Origin of the sequence: Kribbella sp. NPDC051718 (assembly GCF_040681515.1) — a bacterium.
Lineage (GTDB): Bacteria > Actinomycetota > Actinomycetes > Propionibacteriales > Kribbellaceae > Kribbella.
In genome coordinates this window covers 288,232-304,883 of record NZ_JBFAYZ010000002.1, presented here as the reverse complement: position 1 = coordinate 304,883, position 16,652 = coordinate 288,232, and the positions used below count along the sequence as shown (strand labels likewise).

Sequence of the window (16,652 nt, the reverse complement as noted above, 5' to 3'; positions counted from 1 at the left end):
CAAATCAACATGCTGACGGGGTCTTGCGCAGATTGATCTAATGGTTCTAGCTTCATTTCAACATTACAAGCGAGCGGAAGTGGAGAGGAATCATGGGACTGTCCTGGCAACAAGGGCCACTCGGCGGCGGCGCGGTAGGCCGCTTCCTGACCCCGGAGCCGCTGCCCGAGCGGCTGCTGTACGCCGAGCGCCTGCGGCGCCGGATGCGGGTCCGGTTCGGTGGCGAGTGGATCGCGGACAGCGAGGACGTGATCCTGCTCCATGAGCCGGGGCGCTATCCGGTCGCGTACTTCCCGCGCGGGGACATCCGGGCGGATGTGCTCTCGGGTGGTGAGCGGACGACGCAGCACCGCGACCTGGGGACGACGGCCTGGTACACGGTCGGCGGCTTCGGGCGTGATGCGCAGCGGGCTGCTTGGGAGCACATCGATCTGCCCGCGTACGCGGGGGAGCTGGCCGGGCGGGTCGCCTTCGCGTGGCGGGCGATGGATGCGTTCTACGAGGAGGACGAGCGGATTCTGGGGCACGCTGCGGACGCCTATCACCGGATCGACATTCGGAGCACTTCGCGGCATCTCGTAGTACGGGATGGGGATCGGGTGATCGCTGAGACGCGGCGGCCGGTGGCGCTGTACGAGTCCGGGTTCGCGCCGCGGTGGTACGTGCCGCGGGAGGACATCGTGGACGGCGAGCTCGCGCCGGTCGACGGTCAGACCTTCTGCCCGTACAAGGGGCTGGCTGACTACTACGACATCGGTCCTGCGAAGCGCGCGGCCTGGTCGTATCGCGAGGCGTACGACGAGGTCGGGCGGGTGTCGGATCTCGTCTCCTTCGAGGCCGACAAGGTCGAGGTCACGCTGGACGGCGTACGGCTGCTGCCGGAGCCGGGGCAACAAGTGAAGCCGCACGGCATCGACCGCGGACTCGACACCGACGAACTCATCTCGATCGACTGAAAGGGCTGTCTGATGTCTGCATCACTGGAGAACCGAACTGTTCTGGTCGTGGGCCGCGGCAGCGGGATCGCGCGGGCGACTGTGAACGCGCTGCTTGCCGCAGGCGCCAAGGTTGTGGCTGCTGGTCGCGATCAGGAGGCGCTGGCGGCGGCGTACAAGGGAACTGCTGTCGAGACGGCGACGGTCGACCTGAACGACGAGGCGTCGATCGCGGCGCTCGCTGGGTCGATCGAGGTGGATCATGTCGTGTCGACGGCCTCGGCGCGAGCGCGCGGGCTCGTCGCGGAGCTGACGCCGGCGGCGATGCTGGGGTCGTTCCAGACCAAGGTGATCGGCCCGATCCTGCTCGCCAAGCACTTCGCGCCGCGGCTGCCGGCGGACGGCTCGTTCGTCTTCTTCTCCGGGCACTCGGCCCGCAAGTCGCATCCCGGGATGCTCGCGGTCGGCGCGACCAACGCGGCTGTGGATGCGGTCGCCCGGTCGCTCGCGGTCGAGCTGGCGCCGCTCCGCGTGAACGCCGTCTCGCCCGGAACGATCGACACCGGCGCGTACGACGGCCTCGGCGAGGCAGCCAAGGCCGACCTCTTCGCCCGCCGCGTCGCCGAGAACCCGGCCGGCCGCCTCGGCACCGCTGAAGACGTCGCCGACGGCGTCATCTTCGCCCTCACCAGCACCTTCGTCACCGGTACGTCGATCGCCGTCGACGGCGGCGAACCAATCGTCTGAGGAGTCCCGTCATGTCACACGAACCTGCGGTCGTCCCGGGCGAGATGCTCTTCGAGCTGGTCCCGTTGCCGGTGACGGACATCGATCGCGCCAAAGCGTTCTACGGCGAGCAACTCGGCTTCGAAATGGACGTCGACGTCACCCCTGTGGACGGCGTACGAATCGTCCAGTTCACCCCGCCCGGCTCGTACTGCTCGATCAAACTCTCCACCGGCATCCCCGAGCTGGAGATGCCGCCCGGCTCCCTGCGAGGCCTCCACCTGATCGTCTCCGACATCGAAGCAACCCGAGACGCTCTGATCGCCCGGGGCGTCGACGTCAAACCCGTCGAAGAAGTCCGGGGCGTCTACTTCGCCTACTTCACCGACCCGGACGGCAACACCTGGACCCTCCAGCACCTGCCCTGGCGCAAATAGCTAGAACATCGTGTTGTCGTTGGCGGAGGTGCTGGGGATGTCCTGGATGACGTCCCAGTGTTCGACGACCTTGCCGTTCTCGACGCGGAAGAAGTCGGCCAGCGCCTGGCCTGGCTCGCCTGGTTTGAGGGTGAGGTGGGAGTGGGTGATGACGATGTCGTCCTCGGCGAAGACGCGCTTGATCTCCAGCTTGAGCTGGGGGTTCTCGCCACGGATCCACTTCACGAAACCGATGAACGCGTCGGTGCCGTCGGCGGCCATCGGGTTGTGCTGGATGTAGCGGTCGCCGACATACAACTCGACCGCCTTCTCCGGCTCTCCGTCGAAGGCGGTCTGGTAGTAGCTGACGACAACCTGCTTGTTCTGTTCGAGATCGGCCATGCGATCGACGGTAGCCACCGGAGTTGCTCGCGGGAAGTGCCCACTTTGAAGTAAGGCACTTCCCCCGGGTCAGGACAGCTTCGAGACTTGGTAGTGGTCGATCTTCCAGGTGTTGTCGTTGCTACGGGCAAGGATGCTGAGGAAGACCTCGAGGGTGGGGCGGTCGACGAAGGAGAAGGCGACCTTGAGGTAGCCGAGGACCAGATCGTCGCTGAGTTGGCGGCTCTGGAGGATTTCGTAGTCGGCCTTCATGCCCAGAGGTTGGGAGGCGTAGTACTCGGCTACGCCGGCTGGGCCGATGCTGTAGGGGTGCAGGCCTTGGAAGATGGCGTCAGTGGTGAAGACCTTGGCGACCGCTTCCGGGTCGTGGGCGTCGACACCGGCCTTCCACGCGTCCAGGACTGTGGTGAGGATAGTGGTGGTGTTCATGCTTGGAGCTCCTTGAAGTTCAGTGGCCGGCGCTCTGGCCGCCGTCGACGTGGAGGATCTCGCCGGTGACGAACGGTGCCTCTTCGAGGTAGGTGACGGCGCCGACGACGTCGGAGATCTCACCCATCCGGCCGACCGGGTGCAGGCTCGCCAGTACTTCGTGAGTCTCCTCCGGGTGCATCGGCGTCCGCATGATGCCGGGGCTGACCGTGTTGACCCGGATACCGCGACCGGCGTACTCGATCGCCAGCGACTTGGTGACGGCGTTCAGGCCGCCCTTGGTCAGCGAGGCGAGCGCCGACGGTACGTTCGAGTTGGCGTGGTCGACCAGGGCGGTCGAGATGTTGACGATGTGGCCGCCCTCACCGGTCGCGAGCATCGCCTCGACCGCACGCCGGGTCAGCTCGAAGAAGCCGCGCAGGTTCACGCCGGTGACGAGGTCGAACTCCTCGTCGGTGTAGTCGGTGAACGGCTTGGCGACGAAGACGCCCGCGTTGTTGATCACGGTGTCGATCCGGCCGAACTCGGCCAGCCCCTGCTCGATGATCCGGTTCCCGACGCCCGGGGTGGCGATGTCGCCGGCCACGGTCAGTACCAGCGGGTCGTCGGAGGGCTGGATGGAGCGCGAGTTCGCGACCACGGCGTACCCGAGCTTGCGATAGGCGGTCACCAGCCCCGCGCCGAAGCCCTGCGATGCGCCGGTGACGACTGCGACTTTCTGGGTACTCACAGCTTGCTCTTCTCTCTGTGTTCTAGGTGGGAGAGCGATCGTTCTCCGTGCCTCGATAGTGGCTCGGCGCCGACGGCGGTTCCACGACTTGTTGCCTCCCTGCTGGGAGGTTGCGCCTACGATCGGGGAATGGAACTGCGACAGCTGCGGTACTTCGTCGCGGTGGCCGAAGAGCTGAACTTCGGCCGCGCTGCCGCCACCCTGCACATCGCCGGCCCGTCGCTGTCGCAGCAGATCAAGGCGCTCGAACGCGACCTCGGCATCCGGCTGTTCGACCGCGACCGCCGCTCGGTCACATTGACCACCTCCGGCGAGGCCCTGCTCGCGCCCGCCCGCGACCTGCTGAACCAGGCCGACGAGTTCCGCCGCTCGGCAGCCGGCCTCTCGAAGGCCGAACCGGTACGCCTCGGTTACGTCAGCTGGCACCCGCCGGACCTGATCACCCGCGTCTCCGGCATCGCGCGCCTCCGCCTCGACGCGTGGGTACTGCCGTCACATACCCAGGCCGCCCGGGTCGCGGACGGCAGCGTCGACCTCGCGATCGCGTGGATCAAGACCTCGGCCATCGACGAGCTCAAACTCGAGGCCCGCTTCCTCGGCGCCGACCGCCTGTACGCCGTAGCGCCCGGCCCCGACGATTCGCCGGTACTCGCCAAGGACGTCATCATCCTGGTCGACTCCGACATCGCCACCTGGTCCTCCTGGAACGAGTACGCGGAGGAACTCGCCCGGGCGACCGGCGCCCGCCTCGAGTATGTCGACGACGGCGGAATGACCGGCCCCGCGTTCCACGAACACGTCCGCCGCCTCCGCCGCCCCGTCCTCAACAACCCGAAGCGCACCACCACCCCAACCCCACCGGACCTGACCGAGCGCCCAGTCACCGACCCGGCCCCGTACTGGACCTGGTCCCTCCTATCCCGCCAGTCCGACCCCCGCGCCGCAGTCCAATCCACCATCCACGCCCTAACCGACGACGTCCCACCCCTCTGCGCAGACCTCTCCGCCTGCTGGCTCCCAGCCGAGGACCCGTACAGAACCGGCTAGCGGTGCGGAGTCAGGCGGTCAGGGTTGGTTCGTCAGGGGCGGAGAGGCTGAGGACTGCGCCGGCTACGGCGGGGGAGGCGCTGATTTTGGCTTCCAGGGCTCGGAGGCGGACGGCTACGTGGGATTCGGTGTCGTCGCCGGTGAGATCTACGTCGCCGATGACCGAGATCATCCGGGGGCCGACGATCTCGAGGCGGAGATAGGTGACTCGGGCAACTTCCGGGGCGGCGAGGATGGCTTGCAGGGCGGCTTGGCGGACCTTCGGGTCGGCCTCCTGGCCGACCAGGAATCTGCGGTTGCGGTTGATCAGGAGCAGGGCGACCCAGGCCAGCAGCAGGCCGACGAGGATCGAGCCGATGGCGTCAGGGATCGCTGAGCCGGTCAGTTGGTGGGCGAAGAGGCCGGCGGCCGCGATGAGCAATCCGCCCAGCGCGGCGGCGTCCTCGACGAACACCGCGCGCAGGGTCGGGTCGGAGGTGGCGAGTACGTGCTCGATCAGGTCGCGATCGAGCGTGGCGGCCTCACCCTTGGCCTGCCGGGCCGACTGCGCGAACGAAATGCCTTCGAGAACGAAGGAGACCGCCAGTACGACGTACCCGATGACGAAATGTCCCGCCGGCTCCGGCGTGATCAACTCCTGGATCCCGTGCGTGATCGACACCGCCGCCCCCGCCACGAACAACCCGAGGGCGGCGAACAACGACCACACATACGCCTCACGCCCATGCCCCAACGGATGCAACTCATCAGCCGGCCGGTGCGCCCGCCGATTGGCGATCAGCAGAAAGACCTCGTTCCCCGCATCAGCCCACGAGTGCGCCGCCTCCGCCAGAATCGAAGCCGACCCAGTAGCCAACGCAGCCACCGACTTGGCGATCGCGATCAGCACATTGGCCCCGAACGCGACCAACACAGTCGTCAGACTCTCGCCCCCACCCCCACCCGCCCCAGAACCCGGCACATCCGCCAGCAAGTGCCGCCCGTCACCCTCGCCATCCACCATGAGGCAGTCGTAGCACAGCAGAACAGACGGCTGGTACTAACGCGCGGAGAACGACCCGGTACCACCACCGCCCCGCGACGCCGGCCGATCGAAAACCACCGGCACCCCGGCATCCGCAATCAACGCCTCCACCGCCGCCGTCGGCGCGTCATCCTTCAACCAGACGCTCACCCCCGAGAAGTCCTTGGCCGGCCCGGTCGATTCCACGATCGCCCCGTGGTCCCCGATCAACCGCTTGGCGATGGGCATCAACTCGCCCAGCGAGAAGGCAGCCTGCTCGAACGTCACCGGCACCGGCTGCTCGTCTGCCAGCCGACGCAACTCGGCCGGGGCTTCGCCCTTCCAATAGACCACCAAGGCCTCGCGATCACGGCGACCGTCAACGGCGCCGGCGGTGTCGCCGAAGTGGGCCCTGATCCAGTCCATCAGCACCCTGCTTGCCAGCTGTGCCGGTGTCGGCGGCGGCGTGATCCAGCCGTCCGGAAGCGGCACTTCCGGCTCTCGCGGGATCTTGCCGCCGCGCTCCTCGTCCGCCATCAAATAGTCGTAGCACACTCCAGTTCGGCGAAGGTGGCGCCAACCTCCGCAAGCCGTTCCATCGCGTAGGTCGGGTCTATCAGGGACTCGGGGGTGTGGATGCCTGGGTGGGCGGGGGTGCCTTGGAGGCCTAGTAGGCGTTCTACGCCCAGGGCTATGCCGAGGGCGGTCAGGGGGCGTTGGCCGGACTGGTTGATGAGGGAGTGGGTGGTGCGGAGCGGCGTACCGGCTGGGTCGGTGCCTTCGAGGGTTATGCGTACTTCGGTGAGCGGCTGACCGGGCTCTTTGCTGACGGCGAAGTCGACCTGGACGTTGGGCGCGCCGGTTGCGAAGGCGAGGCCGGGGATGTCGAGGCCGGCGACGGTCTGGGCGGGGATCGTGGTGCCGTCGGCGCGCTGGATCTCGACCGGGGGCTCGTCGGCCAGCCAGGTGAAGACGCCGTCGCGGCGTACGAGTCCGGCCGAGCTGGCTGTTGCCCAGCGCTCCAGATCGGCCAGGGCCGCGGGGCCGCCGATGTCCTGCTCGTCCTGGATCGCGCGGATGTGGATGCTGTCCAGCTGTCCGAAGCTCTTGGCTGCCTGGAGCGTTGCCAGCGCGACGGTGCCGGCGAAGAAGTGGCTGGCGAGCATGACGGCCGAGGCGTTCGGACGGTGGGCCACGGCGGCGACTTCCGGGGCGATCTCCATCGGGCCGCTGGAGATGCTGAAGTACGGGATCGCGTTGTCCTGGGCGTACCGGAGGCCGTTGAAGCGATCGTCGCGCAGCAGGGCGACCACCGCGGAGTGCTCGGTCGCGAGCTCCAGGTTGTGCAGGTCGACGCTGAGGGCGGTCGCAGTGCCGAGTTCGTCGGCGACGCGTTGGGCGCGGGCGAGATCCCGGCCGGCGATGGTCAGTGGCAGGTCGGGGTGCCATTGCCGGAGCAGTCTGGCCGTGCCGGCTCCTGCCTGACCTGAGCCGCCGAGGATGAGTACCGGTTTCATCTGTTGCCTCCACTCGTAGCTACATTTTGTAACCTACACTTTGTAGCCTAGAGTGGGGGCCGGACGCAAGGAGGGCTTTTGAACACGCGGTTGACCAAGACGGCCAGGCGGGAGCAACTGCTAGACGTGGCACTCGGGCTCGTGCGCACGCGCGGCGTCGAGGGGCTGACCCTGGTCACCCTCGCGGAGGCCGCCGACGTCAGCCGCCCGATCGTCTACGACCACTTCGGCACCCGCGCGGGCCTGCTGCTGGCTCTCTACCGCGACCTCGACGAACGCCACCGCCTGGCTCTCGAAGAGGCGATCCGCGACGCCCCCGCGACGATCGACGCGATCGCGTCCGTGATCAGTGCCTCGTACTTCGCCTGCACGCTGGACCTCCCCGAGTTCGCCCCGCTCTCCGCCGCGCTCAAGGGCAACCCCGAGCTCGAACCGACCCAACACGAGCTGCTCACCGCCTACACCGCCACGATGGCGACCGCGCTCACCCCGTACTCCGCCCTGACCGAGGAAGCACTCCACCTCCGCTGCACCGCCCTCCTCGGCGCCGCGGAAGCCCTGGCCACCGAGCTGACCCACAACCGGGCGACCGCCTCCGAAGCGATCAACGCCTTGACCGACTTGATCACCGGGCAGTTCACGACCCGCTGACGCGCGTTGACCGGGCCGGACGGGTTCGGCTAGCGTCGTGATCAGCGTGGCTGGGGCCGCGTCGAGACTCGCCGGAAGGCTGGAAGCCACCCCGTTCTTCACTCATTGGCTAGGGCGCATCGTGCTCCTTGTGGCCTGTGCGAGTCCGGGCGCGAGAGGACGCGTTGTGAGATTTCTGCCTGACAAGCCGAGCCTGGGATTCCTGCGCAAAGAGGCGAAAGACCTCTTGGCCGCGCTCCGTGAGTCGAGTCCGGAGGCGTCGCTCACCGACGCTCAGCGGGCGCTCGCCGCGGAGTACGGGATGCGGGACTGGGTCGAACTGAAGTCCGAGGTCGAGCGCCGGGCGGCCGCAGTACCGGTTGCTCCTGCAGGTCTTGCAGAGGCGCTCGCCGGCGCCTTCAGCCTGGGAACCGTGCTCGGCCAGCCGTCGCCGGTGTCGTTCACGCCGATGGGTCGCTGCTGGTCGATCACCACTGACCGCGGCCGCTGGCTCGCGGTCACCGTCTACGACTGGATCACCGCCTCGCAAGCTGAGGTGGGTTCCCGTCTGCGCGAGGCTGCCGTCGCCGCGGGAGTCTCCGCTCCGACACCGGTACGCAGCCCAGGCGGCTCCTTGATCGAACCGGTGCAAGGACAGAACTGGCGAGTCCACGAGTGGCTCGAGGTCGGCCCGGCGCCAGTGCTCCCGACGCCGTCGGCGGTCGCGCGCCAGGTCGGTACGACGTACGGAATCCTGCACTCGCTGGCCATCCCGAGCGAGTCGCCGATGAGCTGGTACCTGACCACCCGCAAGTCCAGCGCCGACTGGTCGAACCTCCTCGATCGCGCCCGAGCCGTTCAGAAGCCATGGGCCGACCTGCTGGCCGAATCCCTTCCAGCCATAGCGGATCTCAACCGTATCGAGCTGGACGCCGACCCCGCCGACTTCATTCTCTGCAACAGCAACCTGATCCCCGAACACGTCCGCATCGGCCACCACGACGAACTGATCGTCACCGAATGGGACTTTGCCGGCTCCCTCACCCCAGCCCTGGAAATCGGCGCCGCCCTGGGCCAATGGACCCTCCGCCCGACCTTCAACGAAAAGGCAGCAATCGCCTTCCGCGACGGTTACGTCGAATCCGCCGGCACCTGGCCGAAACTCGACCTCGCCTCCTTCGCGGTAGCCGTCAGCGGCTGGCTCAACTGGACCTACAACTGCATCTGCGAATCCATCGATCCCTCCGACGCGGACCAGGCAGACACCACCGAACGCGGCACCCTTGACCTCCTCACCCACCCGATGACCCGAGCAGGCCTGGAAGAACTGCTCGCGGCCACCGACGCATAATTCCCGTCCCTTTAGGGAATTCGGCATCCGGTACCTCCGTCGCCGCGTCAAGGTGAGTACTGAACGCCGATTCTTTTGGGGGAACTATGGTGAAGAAACTCCTGCCGACTTTGCTGGGAGCCGTTGCACTGACGGCCGTCGCGTCGCTGCCGAGCGGCGCGACGACCGCAGCACAAACCGGTACTACCGAAGCGTGCGAGCTGAGGTCCGGCGCGATCACGTCGACCGGCGCGGTTCGCGTGCAGAACCATGTCGCGACGAAGCCGCCCGGGCTCGATGTCAACCGGCTCGAGTCGAACAAACTCTTTGCCGGCAAGAACGTCCGGCTCGTGTCGATGAACTACGACGGCGACTATGAGGACGGCTCGGGCCGCTTCGGGTACATGGTCTTCGGCAACGACATGCAGCAGGTCAAGTACTCCACGGACCTCGAGGGCAACCCCGACGGCTCCTACATCGGCAAGGTCGGCAGCGGCTGGGCGAAGTACCGGATCTTCGAGAGCTCGGACCTTTGGCTGGGCAGCTACCGGCGCACGACTCAGTACGCCATCCACAACGACGGCACGCTCGCGCGCTGGTCCGTGGACAGCAAGCAGGTCTGGCACAAGACCGGCACCGCGAAGGGCTACGCCAGCTTCAAGTCGCTAGCCCTGATCAGCCAGACCAAGACCTACGACACCTTCCTGGCCAACACGACCAACGGCCGCCTCTACACCATCCACATCCCCACCACCGCAGCCCTGAAGCCGATCCTCAAGATCGTCCGCGGCTCCAGCTGGCAAACCTTCGAATCCCTCCAAGCCACCCGCTGCGGCAACACCGGCGTAGTCCTGCTCGCCATCGACAAGAACACCAAGTCCGGCTACCTGTACGCCGTAGGCCACGCCAACGGCACCAAAACAGTCATCAAAAACCTAGGCAAGTCCAAAGCCACCTTCCCCGACGCAGTCCTCTTCAACTGGTCCCTCCCCACCCAATTCAACCCGCCGCCGTACGGCGAATAGACGCGGCGAGTCCCGGGTCGATCCACCGGCCCGGGACCGTCGGTCAGCCTCAGTCGGCGGGGAGCCAGGCGGCGGTGACCTCTTCGGGGGTGGTCAGTCTGAGCGCCAATGTCTTGTCGACGTATTGGCGGTCGGTGAGGTGTAGTTGCTTCACCTGTGCCCGCGTTGCGGTCTCGATCGCTTCGAGCAGTGGGATCATCCGGAACTTCCACCGCCCGCCCTCACGCCAGAAGGTGAGGGAGAACGGGTTCGGCTTGCCATCCAGGATCACCGTCACGCTCCCGGTATCGCCCGAGATGCCCACCTCACCGACGGTCATCCGCCCGATCGTGCTGGTGTTGACCTCACCCCGCCGGACGGCATCGGCCGCCAGGTCGGTCGCCGACCACCGCCGGAGGTCGGCGGCCTCAACGCTTGCGCGCAGGTAGAGCACCGCCAGCTGATCACTGACCCGGGCCCGCCGCAGATACGGCTCCTTCGCCGTCAAGGCCAGCTTCTTGAGTGCCGTGTAGTACGCGATCGTATCGGCGGTCAACATCGACGCCGCAGTCTTGCCGTCCTTGGCCACCAAGGCCTTCTGGTACGTCGTGAACGCCTGCGTCACCGCAGCCTTGTCCACCGCCGGATCAACCCCCGAAACGCTGCTCCGAGGCAAAGGCACGGGCTCGGCCTTCTCCTGCGCACATCCGACCAACGCAAGGCACATCATCCCGCCCACAACCGCCCGCCGCATGCTCACCCGGCTCAAGCTAGCCGACCGCCAGGCCGCCACAAAGCCGACACTGCTGCCTTCTTGGCCGGCTATTGCGAGCCCTGGAGGGCGGTTAGGACTGCTAGGACTCGGCGGTGGTCGTCCTGGGTGCCGTGGAGGCCTAGTTTGCTGAAGATGTTGGCTATGTGGCTTTCTACCGTTTTGGGGCTGACGGTCAGGCGGTCGGCGATGGCGGAGTTGGAGCGGCCTTCGGCCATCAGGGCCAGGACGTCGCGTTCGCGTTCGGTCAGGGTTGCGAGCGGGTCGCCGGCGGAGTCTGCGCGCATCAGGTGGCGGACGATTTCGGGGTCCAGGGCGGTGCCGCCGGCGGCGATCGTACGGAGGGAGCCCATCAGGGTTTCGACGTCGACGACCCGGTCTTTGAGTAGGTAGCCGAAGCGGGCGGCGTGGCGTTTCAGGAGTTGGGAGGCGAAGTGGGTCTCGACTGCTTGGGAGAGGAGGAGTACTCCGAGGGTCGGGATCCGTTCGCGCAGGGCGATCGCCGCTACGGCGCCTTCATGCGTGTACGTCGGGGGCATCCGGATGTCCACGATCGCGACATCCGGCTGATGCCGGTCGACCGCAGCGATCAACGCGGTGGCGTCGGCAACCGTCTCGCAGACCTCGACGCCGGACTCGGCCAGCAGCCGGGCAAGGCCTTCTCGCAGCAGGGCGGAGTCGTCCGCGATGACTATCCGCATGGCAACACCGCCTTGACCTCGGTACCTCCGCCAGCCCGGTCACCAGCAGACAGAACGCCACCCAACGCCGCCACCCGATCAGCAAGACCTTGCAGCCCACGTCCCCGTGGATCGACCCCACCCACACCTTCATCGAGTACTACGACCTGCAACCGCCCCGCCTCAGCCAGGACCCGGATCTCCACCTCATCCACCCCCGCATGCTTGACCGCATTCGAGACCGCCTCCGCGATGACGAACCACGCCGCGCTCTCCACACCCACCGGAAACCGTCGATCGACCACATCGAGCTTCATCCGCACCGGGATCCGGCTGGCCAGCTCATCGGTCGCCGCCCGCAGACCACCTCCGGCCAACGCGGCCGGTTGCAGCCCACTGGCGAGGTCGCGGAGCTCCTGCACGGTCAGGGCGAGATCCGTGATGGCGCGATCGACCTCGGCCCGCAGTACCGGCTCTGCTCCGTTGACGCGGGCGGACCGGAGCTGGAGGGCGATCGCGAGGATCCGCTGCTGAGCGCCGTCGTGGAGATCGCGCTCCATCCTGCGGCGCTCGTCCAGATGCGCGCCGGCCAGGCGAGCCCGCGACTCGGTGATCTGCTCGACCTGCTTGGCGAGTTCGGCCCGCAGCCCGAGGTTGTCGATCTCGGCCGAAGCCTCGTGCACGACGGCCTGTACGACCCCGCGATCGACCCGCGACGGGTCGAACTCGATCCGCGCACTCACCCGGTCCCGACGCAGTACCTCGACGAAATCGGTGCCCGGTACGGCAAGGCGACCGTCCGACGTGACCCACCCGCCGTCGGCCGGGAAGAGTGCGCGCACTCCCGGATCGCCAGTCGCCTCAACAAGAAGCCCGCCAAGCTCGGAAGACTGCTTGAGCCCGGCCCGCACCACCTGGACAGCGTCGAAACGACGACGGTTGAAGCGCCGATCGACCACCCGGCGAGCCCACGTGTACGCCGGCCGCGCGACCCCCACCGCAGCCAGCGTCGCCAGGATCGTCAGCAATTGCGCGTCGGGCCGCACGGGGAGGCTCTTGGTGATGACCACGACGACGATGCTGAAGACGGCGATGACAGCGCCGGTCGAGATCGCGTACGCCGCCGAGTCGGTGACGATCCGCTCGACGTCGTACAGCCGGTACTTCACCACGGACATGGCAGCGCCCACTGCCAGGGTGATGACGCAGACGCTCAGAATCCATCCGGCCGCCTCCTCGAATCCGGCGTACGAGACCGCGAACGATGCGACCACAGCCGGTGCCAGTGGGGTCGCTCCGGCCACCAGCCACAGCAGTCGCCGGCGGGCCTCACCCCTGGCCCGGCGGAAGGCCGCCACGAGGACGTAGACGCTAGCGATCAGGCAAAGGCCGAGCACGATCACCGAGATCGCCGCCACCAACGCGATCGGCCCGGCGATCCCCGCGACGGCCCACGGGCTGACGATGTCTTCGTGCGGGCGGTCCAAGTGTGTGGAGCGGAACAACGCGGCGATCTGGAACACCACGCCGGAGACGACCGTCAGCACCGGCAGCACCCGCGACGGCGACCGGACAGCCGGCGTGAACTGGATGCCCAGGGCAAGGAACAGGAACCACCAGACGAAGCTCGTGTCGCTCAAGGTCGCCATCAGCTGTCCGTGCCCCGCCGCGAGCGCGCGGTCGGTGGAGAGCTCGGTGAAGGCGCTCCACGTCAGCGACGTACCGAGCCCGAGAAAGGCCCAGCCGGCGGGCTGATCGAAGACTCGCCAGGTGAGCATGACGCCGACCGCCCAGCAGACCAGCATGGCGACGAGATATACGGCATCCGAAGGGGCGAAGCCGGAGTCACCGCCGGGCCGGCCGTCGATCGCGAACTGCCCGGCGAACAGCGCAGGCGCGAGCGGCCAGGTGACCACCCGTGCCAGCATCCGCGCTGTCGTGCCCATCTCGTCATAGTGGCAGCAAAACCGCCCGGAGTACTCAGGGACAGCCCTGACGCGAAGTCGGGTGCCTGCTCGGTCGTTCGCCCGGACCGGCCGTCCGACGCTGGAGCTACCTCGAACTTAGGAGTTCCGTCATGGCAACCATCACCGCCACCAGGCGTACCACCAGGACCTCAGCGGCCAAGGTCGCGGCGGCCGCGTCCGTACTCTTCGCCGTCGCCTTCTTCTGGACCGTCGCCAGCGTCGACGTCCCCCACCAGGCTTCCGACGCTGAGTTGCTCGCCTGGTGGCAACAGAGCAACAGCCAACTGGCCGGCCTCGTTTCGCAGTACTGCGCAATCGCCGCGGCCGTGCTGTTCGTAGTACTCATGAACTACTTCAAGACCCTCACCGCAGGCACCAAGGCCGTCCAGTGGACCGCGTTCGCCCGCTCCATGGGCCTGATCTTCAGCACCACCCTTCTCGTCTCCGCGGCCCTGCGCGGAGTGATCGGCCACATGGTCAAGGTAGACGGAGAACCCCTACCGGGCCTCGAAGTACTCCGCTACTCCACCGCCCTCAACTACAACCTGATCAACAGCGTCACGATGCTGGCCCTCGGCCTGACGATCCTCGCCGTCTCGATCGTCGTCCTGCGAACGGCAATCCTGGCCAAGTGGTTCGCCTACGTCGGCCTGATCTGCTCCGCGATCATCCTGCTCGCAAGCCTGGCGATGATCGGTGCCTTCACCATCATCCTGTCCCTCATCTGGACCCTGTCCCTGGCAGTCGCCAGCTGGCGCAGGCAGTCTTCCTAGGAGACGAGCGCCCGAGCGATCGGCCAGGCGCCAGGAGAGGTGTTCGACAGCACGGTCCGGGTCGTCCCCGTCCGCGGATCGTGCGTCGACTTGAACGAAACGCCGGCATCGGATCCGACCAGCATCACCGTGTCGGTCTTCTCGTCCAGCCAGAACCCGAGCCCGTACCGCCTGCCTTGCTCCGGTAGCTCCACTCGCGGCCGCACAACCTCGTCAACCGCCCCCACGATCTCGCCGGCAAACAACGCCCGCCAAAACTTGGAGATGTCCTCCGCCGTGCTGTGGATCCCCCCATCCCCACTGGCCATCACCGGCAGATGAAACACGTTGGACCGATCCACCCCATCGATCGGCAGATACCCCACCGCCGCATCCCCCGGCAACTCATCCCCCCTCAGAAAATCAGTCCGCCCCATCCCCGCCGGCCTCAACACCCGCTCCCGCACCAGCTCGTGATACCCCACCCCACTGGCCCGCTCCGCCAACAACGCCAACACCACAAACCCACCATTGCAGTACGAGAACCGCTCCCCGGCCCGAAACTTGGCCGGATGCCCACCCAGCAACGGCAAAAAGGCCTCGGTCGTAGTCAACTCATGCGCCGCGCCAACAAAGTAGTCAGTGATCTCGCCGCCGGCATCCTCATCCAGGTAATCCCCGATCCCCGAAGTATGCGTAAGCAAATGCTCAACGGTGACATCATCCGCAATCAACGGCAGATCCTCACCCAGGAGCGATCGAGCAGTAGTCCCCAGCCCCAGCAAGCCCTCCCGCACCAGCGAAACCACCGCCAACGCAGTAAACCCCTTGCTCCCACTGGCAATCCCAAACCTGGTCTCCACGGTGTTGGGAACCCGATAGGCGCGATGGGCCAGCCCATAAGCCTTCGCAAACTCAACCCGCCCGCCCCGATCAACCCAGGCAACCCCGGAGAACCCGCTCTCCCCAGCAACCCTGTCAACTTCCGCCCCCACCATGGCGGCAGATTAACCCCAGTCCCCGCCGCCTTCAAACCCCTTTATGTCCAACGTCGAACGCAATCACGGATTGACGAATGCGTTCAGCGCCGCCTGGGCTTGATTGACGCGGAACAGCCCCAAGTCGACGGGTGCTGTTGGGAGCGGGTTGACCAGAACGACGAGCCCTCCGGCCGCAGTGGTCATGACGTCAAGGACGTCGACGTTGCCGTCGCCGTGCTGGCTGATTCCGGTGGGCAAGGAGGCGAGGAAGATCGAACCATCCGGGACTTCTGGCTGGGCTGGGTCAGGGCCGCCGCGAAAGAACCGAGCATGCACGGCCGATGTGACACCGGCGATTACCTCGGCTGCGACCAGAGGGAAACCTCCACCGAACGGGCTGTTCCCCTCGCCGACAACGCGAAGGAACTCCAGAGCAACGACGAGGGACTTGGCCGTGGGCTCGGTAAAGGAGTCCGTCCAGACGAGCCGGAACGTCAGCCCGACGAGGATCTTGAAATCGGTGTCGGCCCAGAGCCCGTTGTCGTGGAATCCATGCAAGGCGAACGTCGTCACGCGGGGTGACGCATTCCAGAATCCGTACGACCACTTCGAGACATCGACAAGCTCCACTGGTGGATGAAGCCCGACGTTGTCCGGCGAGGTGTGGAACGCCTCGTCGAAGAATCGGCGAACGACACGGCGCATGTCGTCACTAGAGATCTTTGCGGCACCGGCAACGGACCGTCCGTCCGACGTGCTCAGTATCGCTCCGTTCTCGAACACCGCCCACGAGAGCCTGGGGTGGTCAGCGGGCGTCAGGCCGTTTGGCGTGTGCTGGTCTGTCACCGGGTATCCGAGGGCTCCGCGTTCCCAGCCCTGCTCCGCCCAGGTGTCCCGGACGGGACCCGAAACGTGGAACGGGCCAGTGTGATCCGTCCAGTAGATCGACCCGTTCTGGAAGTGGTTGTAGCGACCGACCTGATCCGGGGTACCTGTCTCATCGGTAAGCGGGTAGCCGAGGGGGCCACTCGCTCCGCCTAGAGCGTTGTACTTTGCTCGAATCTCCCCATGGACCTCATGAGCCCCGGTCGCGTGGGTCCAGTAGATGTCGAGGCCGTCATATGGGCGGACCCACCCGTCCCCTGCGAGTGGACGGTCTTGCCCCGTCACTTGCCCCAGTAGTGGCTTGACTGTTCCGTCCTCGGACTTAGCCGCGAGAGCGGCATCCGCCTCCTGGATCTGGTGCAACATCTCGACCCACGTGCGCGGGTTGTCGACGACGATACGGTCCTTGGGTGGTGTCATTTGGTGCCTCCCGGGTTGTCGCTGCAG

19 protein-coding genes are annotated in these 16,652 nt (G+C 66.7%); 8 read left to right on the top strand and 11 right to left on the bottom strand.

From position 1 onward, the window contains the following. Positions 1 to 92: 92 nt before the first annotated feature. The 3 genes from AB0M15_RS08065 to AB0M15_RS08055 are packed head-to-tail and all read left to right on the top strand — an operon-like array spanning position 93 to position 2,098. A complete protein-coding gene (locus tag AB0M15_RS08065; RefSeq protein WP_363815213.1) occupies positions 93 to 956 on the top strand; it encodes a DUF427 domain-containing protein in 864 nt (287 codons plus the stop codon). Between the two features lie 12 nt (positions 957 to 968). After that, positions 969 to 1,682, top strand: coding sequence for an SDR family oxidoreductase (locus tag AB0M15_RS08060; protein ID WP_363815211.1), 714 nt, complete (start codon positions 969 to 971; stop codon positions 1,680 to 1,682). An 11-nt stretch (positions 1,683 to 1,693) separates the two neighbouring features. Beyond that, entirely contained in the window at positions 1,694 to 2,098 is a 405-nt protein-coding gene (locus AB0M15_RS08055) for a VOC family protein (RefSeq protein ID WP_363815209.1), read from the top strand. Here the strand turns inward: AB0M15_RS08055 and AB0M15_RS08050 are convergent, their stop codons facing one another. From AB0M15_RS08050 to AB0M15_RS08040, 3 genes are all read right to left on the bottom strand, one after another. Continuing rightward, on the bottom strand, positions 2,099 to 2,479 hold the full coding sequence (locus AB0M15_RS08050; RefSeq protein WP_363815207.1) for an ester cyclase: 381 nt from the start codon (positions 2,477 to 2,479) through the stop codon (positions 2,099 to 2,101). Positions 2,480 to 2,548: 69 nt separating this feature from the next. Then, positions 2,549 to 2,908: a hypothetical protein gene (locus AB0M15_RS08045; RefSeq protein WP_363815205.1), complete on the bottom strand. Its 360-nt coding sequence runs from the start codon at positions 2,906 to 2,908 to the stop codon at positions 2,549 to 2,551. A 19-nt stretch (positions 2,909 to 2,927) separates the two neighbouring features. Next, on the bottom strand, positions 2,928 to 3,638 hold the full coding sequence (locus tag AB0M15_RS08040) for an SDR family oxidoreductase (protein ID WP_363815203.1): 711 nt from the start codon (positions 3,636 to 3,638) through the stop codon (positions 2,928 to 2,930). A 129-nt stretch (positions 3,639 to 3,767) separates the two neighbouring features. Here AB0M15_RS08040 and AB0M15_RS08035 point away from each other — a divergent pair, with 129 nt between their 5' ends. Further along, a complete protein-coding gene (locus AB0M15_RS08035; protein WP_363815201.1) occupies positions 3,768 to 4,685 on the top strand; it encodes a LysR family transcriptional regulator in 918 nt (305 codons plus the stop codon). 10 nt (positions 4,686 to 4,695) lie between these two features. Here the strand turns inward: AB0M15_RS08035 and AB0M15_RS08030 are convergent, their stop codons facing one another. From AB0M15_RS08030 to AB0M15_RS08020, 3 genes are read right to left on the bottom strand one after another with little or no spacing between them, the layout of a single operon-like run. Continuing rightward, positions 4,696 to 5,688 carry a cation diffusion facilitator family transporter gene (locus tag AB0M15_RS08030; RefSeq protein ID WP_363815198.1) on the bottom strand — a complete coding sequence of 331 codons (993 nt, stop codon included), beginning with the start codon at positions 5,686 to 5,688 and terminating at the stop codon, positions 4,696 to 4,698. Between the two features lie 36 nt (positions 5,689 to 5,724). Further along, positions 5,725 to 6,225, bottom strand: coding sequence for a hypothetical protein (locus tag AB0M15_RS08025; RefSeq protein WP_363815196.1), 501 nt, complete (start codon positions 6,223 to 6,225; stop codon positions 5,725 to 5,727). Beyond that, positions 6,225 to 7,205, bottom strand: a complete 981-nt coding sequence (locus AB0M15_RS08020; RefSeq protein WP_363815194.1) for a saccharopine dehydrogenase — start codon at positions 7,203 to 7,205, stop codon at positions 6,225 to 6,227. Before AB0M15_RS08020 ends, AB0M15_RS08025 begins: the two co-directional genes overlap by 1 nt. Positions 7,206 to 7,283: 78 nt before the next feature. On the opposite strand from AB0M15_RS08020, the gene AB0M15_RS08015 reads away from it, so the two are divergent. The 3 genes from AB0M15_RS08015 (at position 7,284) to AB0M15_RS08005 (ending at position 10,190) form a co-directional block, all read left to right on the top strand. Next, positions 7,284 to 7,856, top strand: coding sequence for a TetR/AcrR family transcriptional regulator (locus AB0M15_RS08015; protein WP_363815192.1), 573 nt, complete (start codon positions 7,284 to 7,286; stop codon positions 7,854 to 7,856). Between the two features lie 166 nt (positions 7,857 to 8,022). After that, positions 8,023 to 9,186 (top strand): hypothetical protein, encoded by a 1,164-nt coding sequence (locus tag AB0M15_RS08010; protein WP_363815190.1) that lies wholly within the window; start codon positions 8,023 to 8,025, stop codon positions 9,184 to 9,186. 86 nt (positions 9,187 to 9,272) lie between these two features. Beyond that, positions 9,273 to 10,190, top strand: coding sequence for a hypothetical protein (locus AB0M15_RS08005; protein ID WP_363815188.1), 918 nt, complete (start codon positions 9,273 to 9,275; stop codon positions 10,188 to 10,190). A gap of 49 nt (positions 10,191 to 10,239) precedes the next feature. Here the strand turns inward: AB0M15_RS08005 and AB0M15_RS08000 are convergent, their stop codons facing one another. The 3 genes from AB0M15_RS08000 to AB0M15_RS07990 form a co-directional block, all read right to left on the bottom strand. Beyond that, entirely contained in the window at positions 10,240 to 10,929 is a 690-nt protein-coding gene (locus tag AB0M15_RS08000; RefSeq protein ID WP_363815186.1) for a hypothetical protein, read from the bottom strand. A 62-nt stretch (positions 10,930 to 10,991) separates the two neighbouring features. After that, a complete protein-coding gene (locus tag AB0M15_RS07995) occupies positions 10,992 to 11,642 on the bottom strand; it encodes a response regulator transcription factor (RefSeq protein WP_363815184.1) in 651 nt (216 codons plus the stop codon). Continuing rightward, on the bottom strand, positions 11,633 to 13,567 hold the full coding sequence (locus AB0M15_RS07990) for a histidine kinase (protein ID WP_363815182.1): 1,935 nt from the start codon (positions 13,565 to 13,567) through the stop codon (positions 11,633 to 11,635). Before AB0M15_RS07990 ends, AB0M15_RS07995 begins: the two co-directional genes overlap by 10 nt. Positions 13,568 to 13,698: 131 nt before the next feature. Between AB0M15_RS07990 and AB0M15_RS07985 the strand changes: the two genes are divergently transcribed. Beyond that, positions 13,699 to 14,361: a hypothetical protein gene (locus AB0M15_RS07985; protein WP_363815180.1), complete on the top strand. Its 663-nt coding sequence runs from the start codon at positions 13,699 to 13,701 to the stop codon at positions 14,359 to 14,361. Here AB0M15_RS07985 and AB0M15_RS07980 read toward each other — a convergent pair. Further along, positions 14,358 to 15,338 carry a serine hydrolase domain-containing protein gene (locus AB0M15_RS07980; protein WP_363815178.1) on the bottom strand — a complete coding sequence of 327 codons (981 nt, stop codon included), beginning with the start codon at positions 15,336 to 15,338 and terminating at the stop codon, positions 14,358 to 14,360. The genes AB0M15_RS07985 and AB0M15_RS07980 overlap by 4 nt on opposite strands. A gap of 63 nt (positions 15,339 to 15,401) precedes the next feature. After that, complete coding sequence (locus AB0M15_RS07975; protein ID WP_363815176.1) at positions 15,402 to 16,625, bottom strand: hypothetical protein; 1,224 nt, start codon at positions 16,623 to 16,625, stop codon at positions 15,402 to 15,404. Positions 16,626 to 16,652 lie beyond the last annotated feature (27 nt).

Excerpts from the sequence above, each read along its gene's own strand:
- AB0M15_RS08065 (WP_363815213.1), top strand. The coding sequence starts at position 93 with ATGGGACTGTCCTGGCAACAAGGGCCACTCGGCGGCGGCGCGGTAGGC.
- AB0M15_RS08060 (WP_363815211.1), top strand. The coding sequence starts at position 969 with ATGTCTGCATCACTGGAGAACCGAACTGTTCTGGTCGTGGGCCGCGGC.
- AB0M15_RS08055 (WP_363815209.1), top strand. The coding sequence starts at position 1,694 with ATGTCACACGAACCTGCGGTCGTCCCGGGCGAGATGCTCTTCGAGCTG.
- AB0M15_RS08050 (WP_363815207.1), bottom strand. The coding sequence starts at position 2,479 with ATGGCCGATCTCGAACAGAACAAGCAGGTTGTCGTCAGCTACTACCAG.
- AB0M15_RS08045 (WP_363815205.1), bottom strand. The coding sequence starts at position 2,908 with ATGAACACCACCACTATCCTCACCACAGTCCTGGACGCGTGGAAGGCC.
- AB0M15_RS08035 (WP_363815201.1), top strand. The coding sequence starts at position 3,768 with ATGGAACTGCGACAGCTGCGGTACTTCGTCGCGGTGGCCGAAGAGCTG.
- AB0M15_RS08030 (WP_363815198.1), bottom strand. The coding sequence starts at position 5,688 with ATGGTGGATGGCGAGGGTGACGGGCGGCACTTGCTGGCGGATGTGCCG.
- AB0M15_RS08025 (WP_363815196.1), bottom strand. The coding sequence starts at position 6,225 with ATGGCGGACGAGGAGCGCGGCGGCAAGATCCCGCGAGAGCCGGAAGTG.
- AB0M15_RS08020 (WP_363815194.1), bottom strand. The coding sequence starts at position 7,205 with ATGAAACCGGTACTCATCCTCGGCGGCTCAGGTCAGGCAGGAGCCGGC.
- AB0M15_RS08005 (WP_363815188.1), top strand. The coding sequence starts at position 9,273 with ATGGTGAAGAAACTCCTGCCGACTTTGCTGGGAGCCGTTGCACTGACG.
- AB0M15_RS07995 (WP_363815184.1), bottom strand. The coding sequence starts at position 11,642 with ATGCGGATAGTCATCGCGGACGACTCCGCCCTGCTGCGAGAAGGCCTT.
- AB0M15_RS07990 (WP_363815182.1), bottom strand. The coding sequence starts at position 13,567 with ATGGGCACGACAGCGCGGATGCTGGCACGGGTGGTCACCTGGCCGCTC.
- AB0M15_RS07985 (WP_363815180.1), top strand. The coding sequence starts at position 13,699 with ATGGCAACCATCACCGCCACCAGGCGTACCACCAGGACCTCAGCGGCC.
- AB0M15_RS07980 (WP_363815178.1), bottom strand. The coding sequence starts at position 15,338 with ATGGTGGGGGCGGAAGTTGACAGGGTTGCTGGGGAGAGCGGGTTCTCC.
- AB0M15_RS07975 (WP_363815176.1), bottom strand. The coding sequence starts at position 16,625 with ATGACACCACCCAAGGACCGTATCGTCGTCGACAACCCGCGCACGTGG.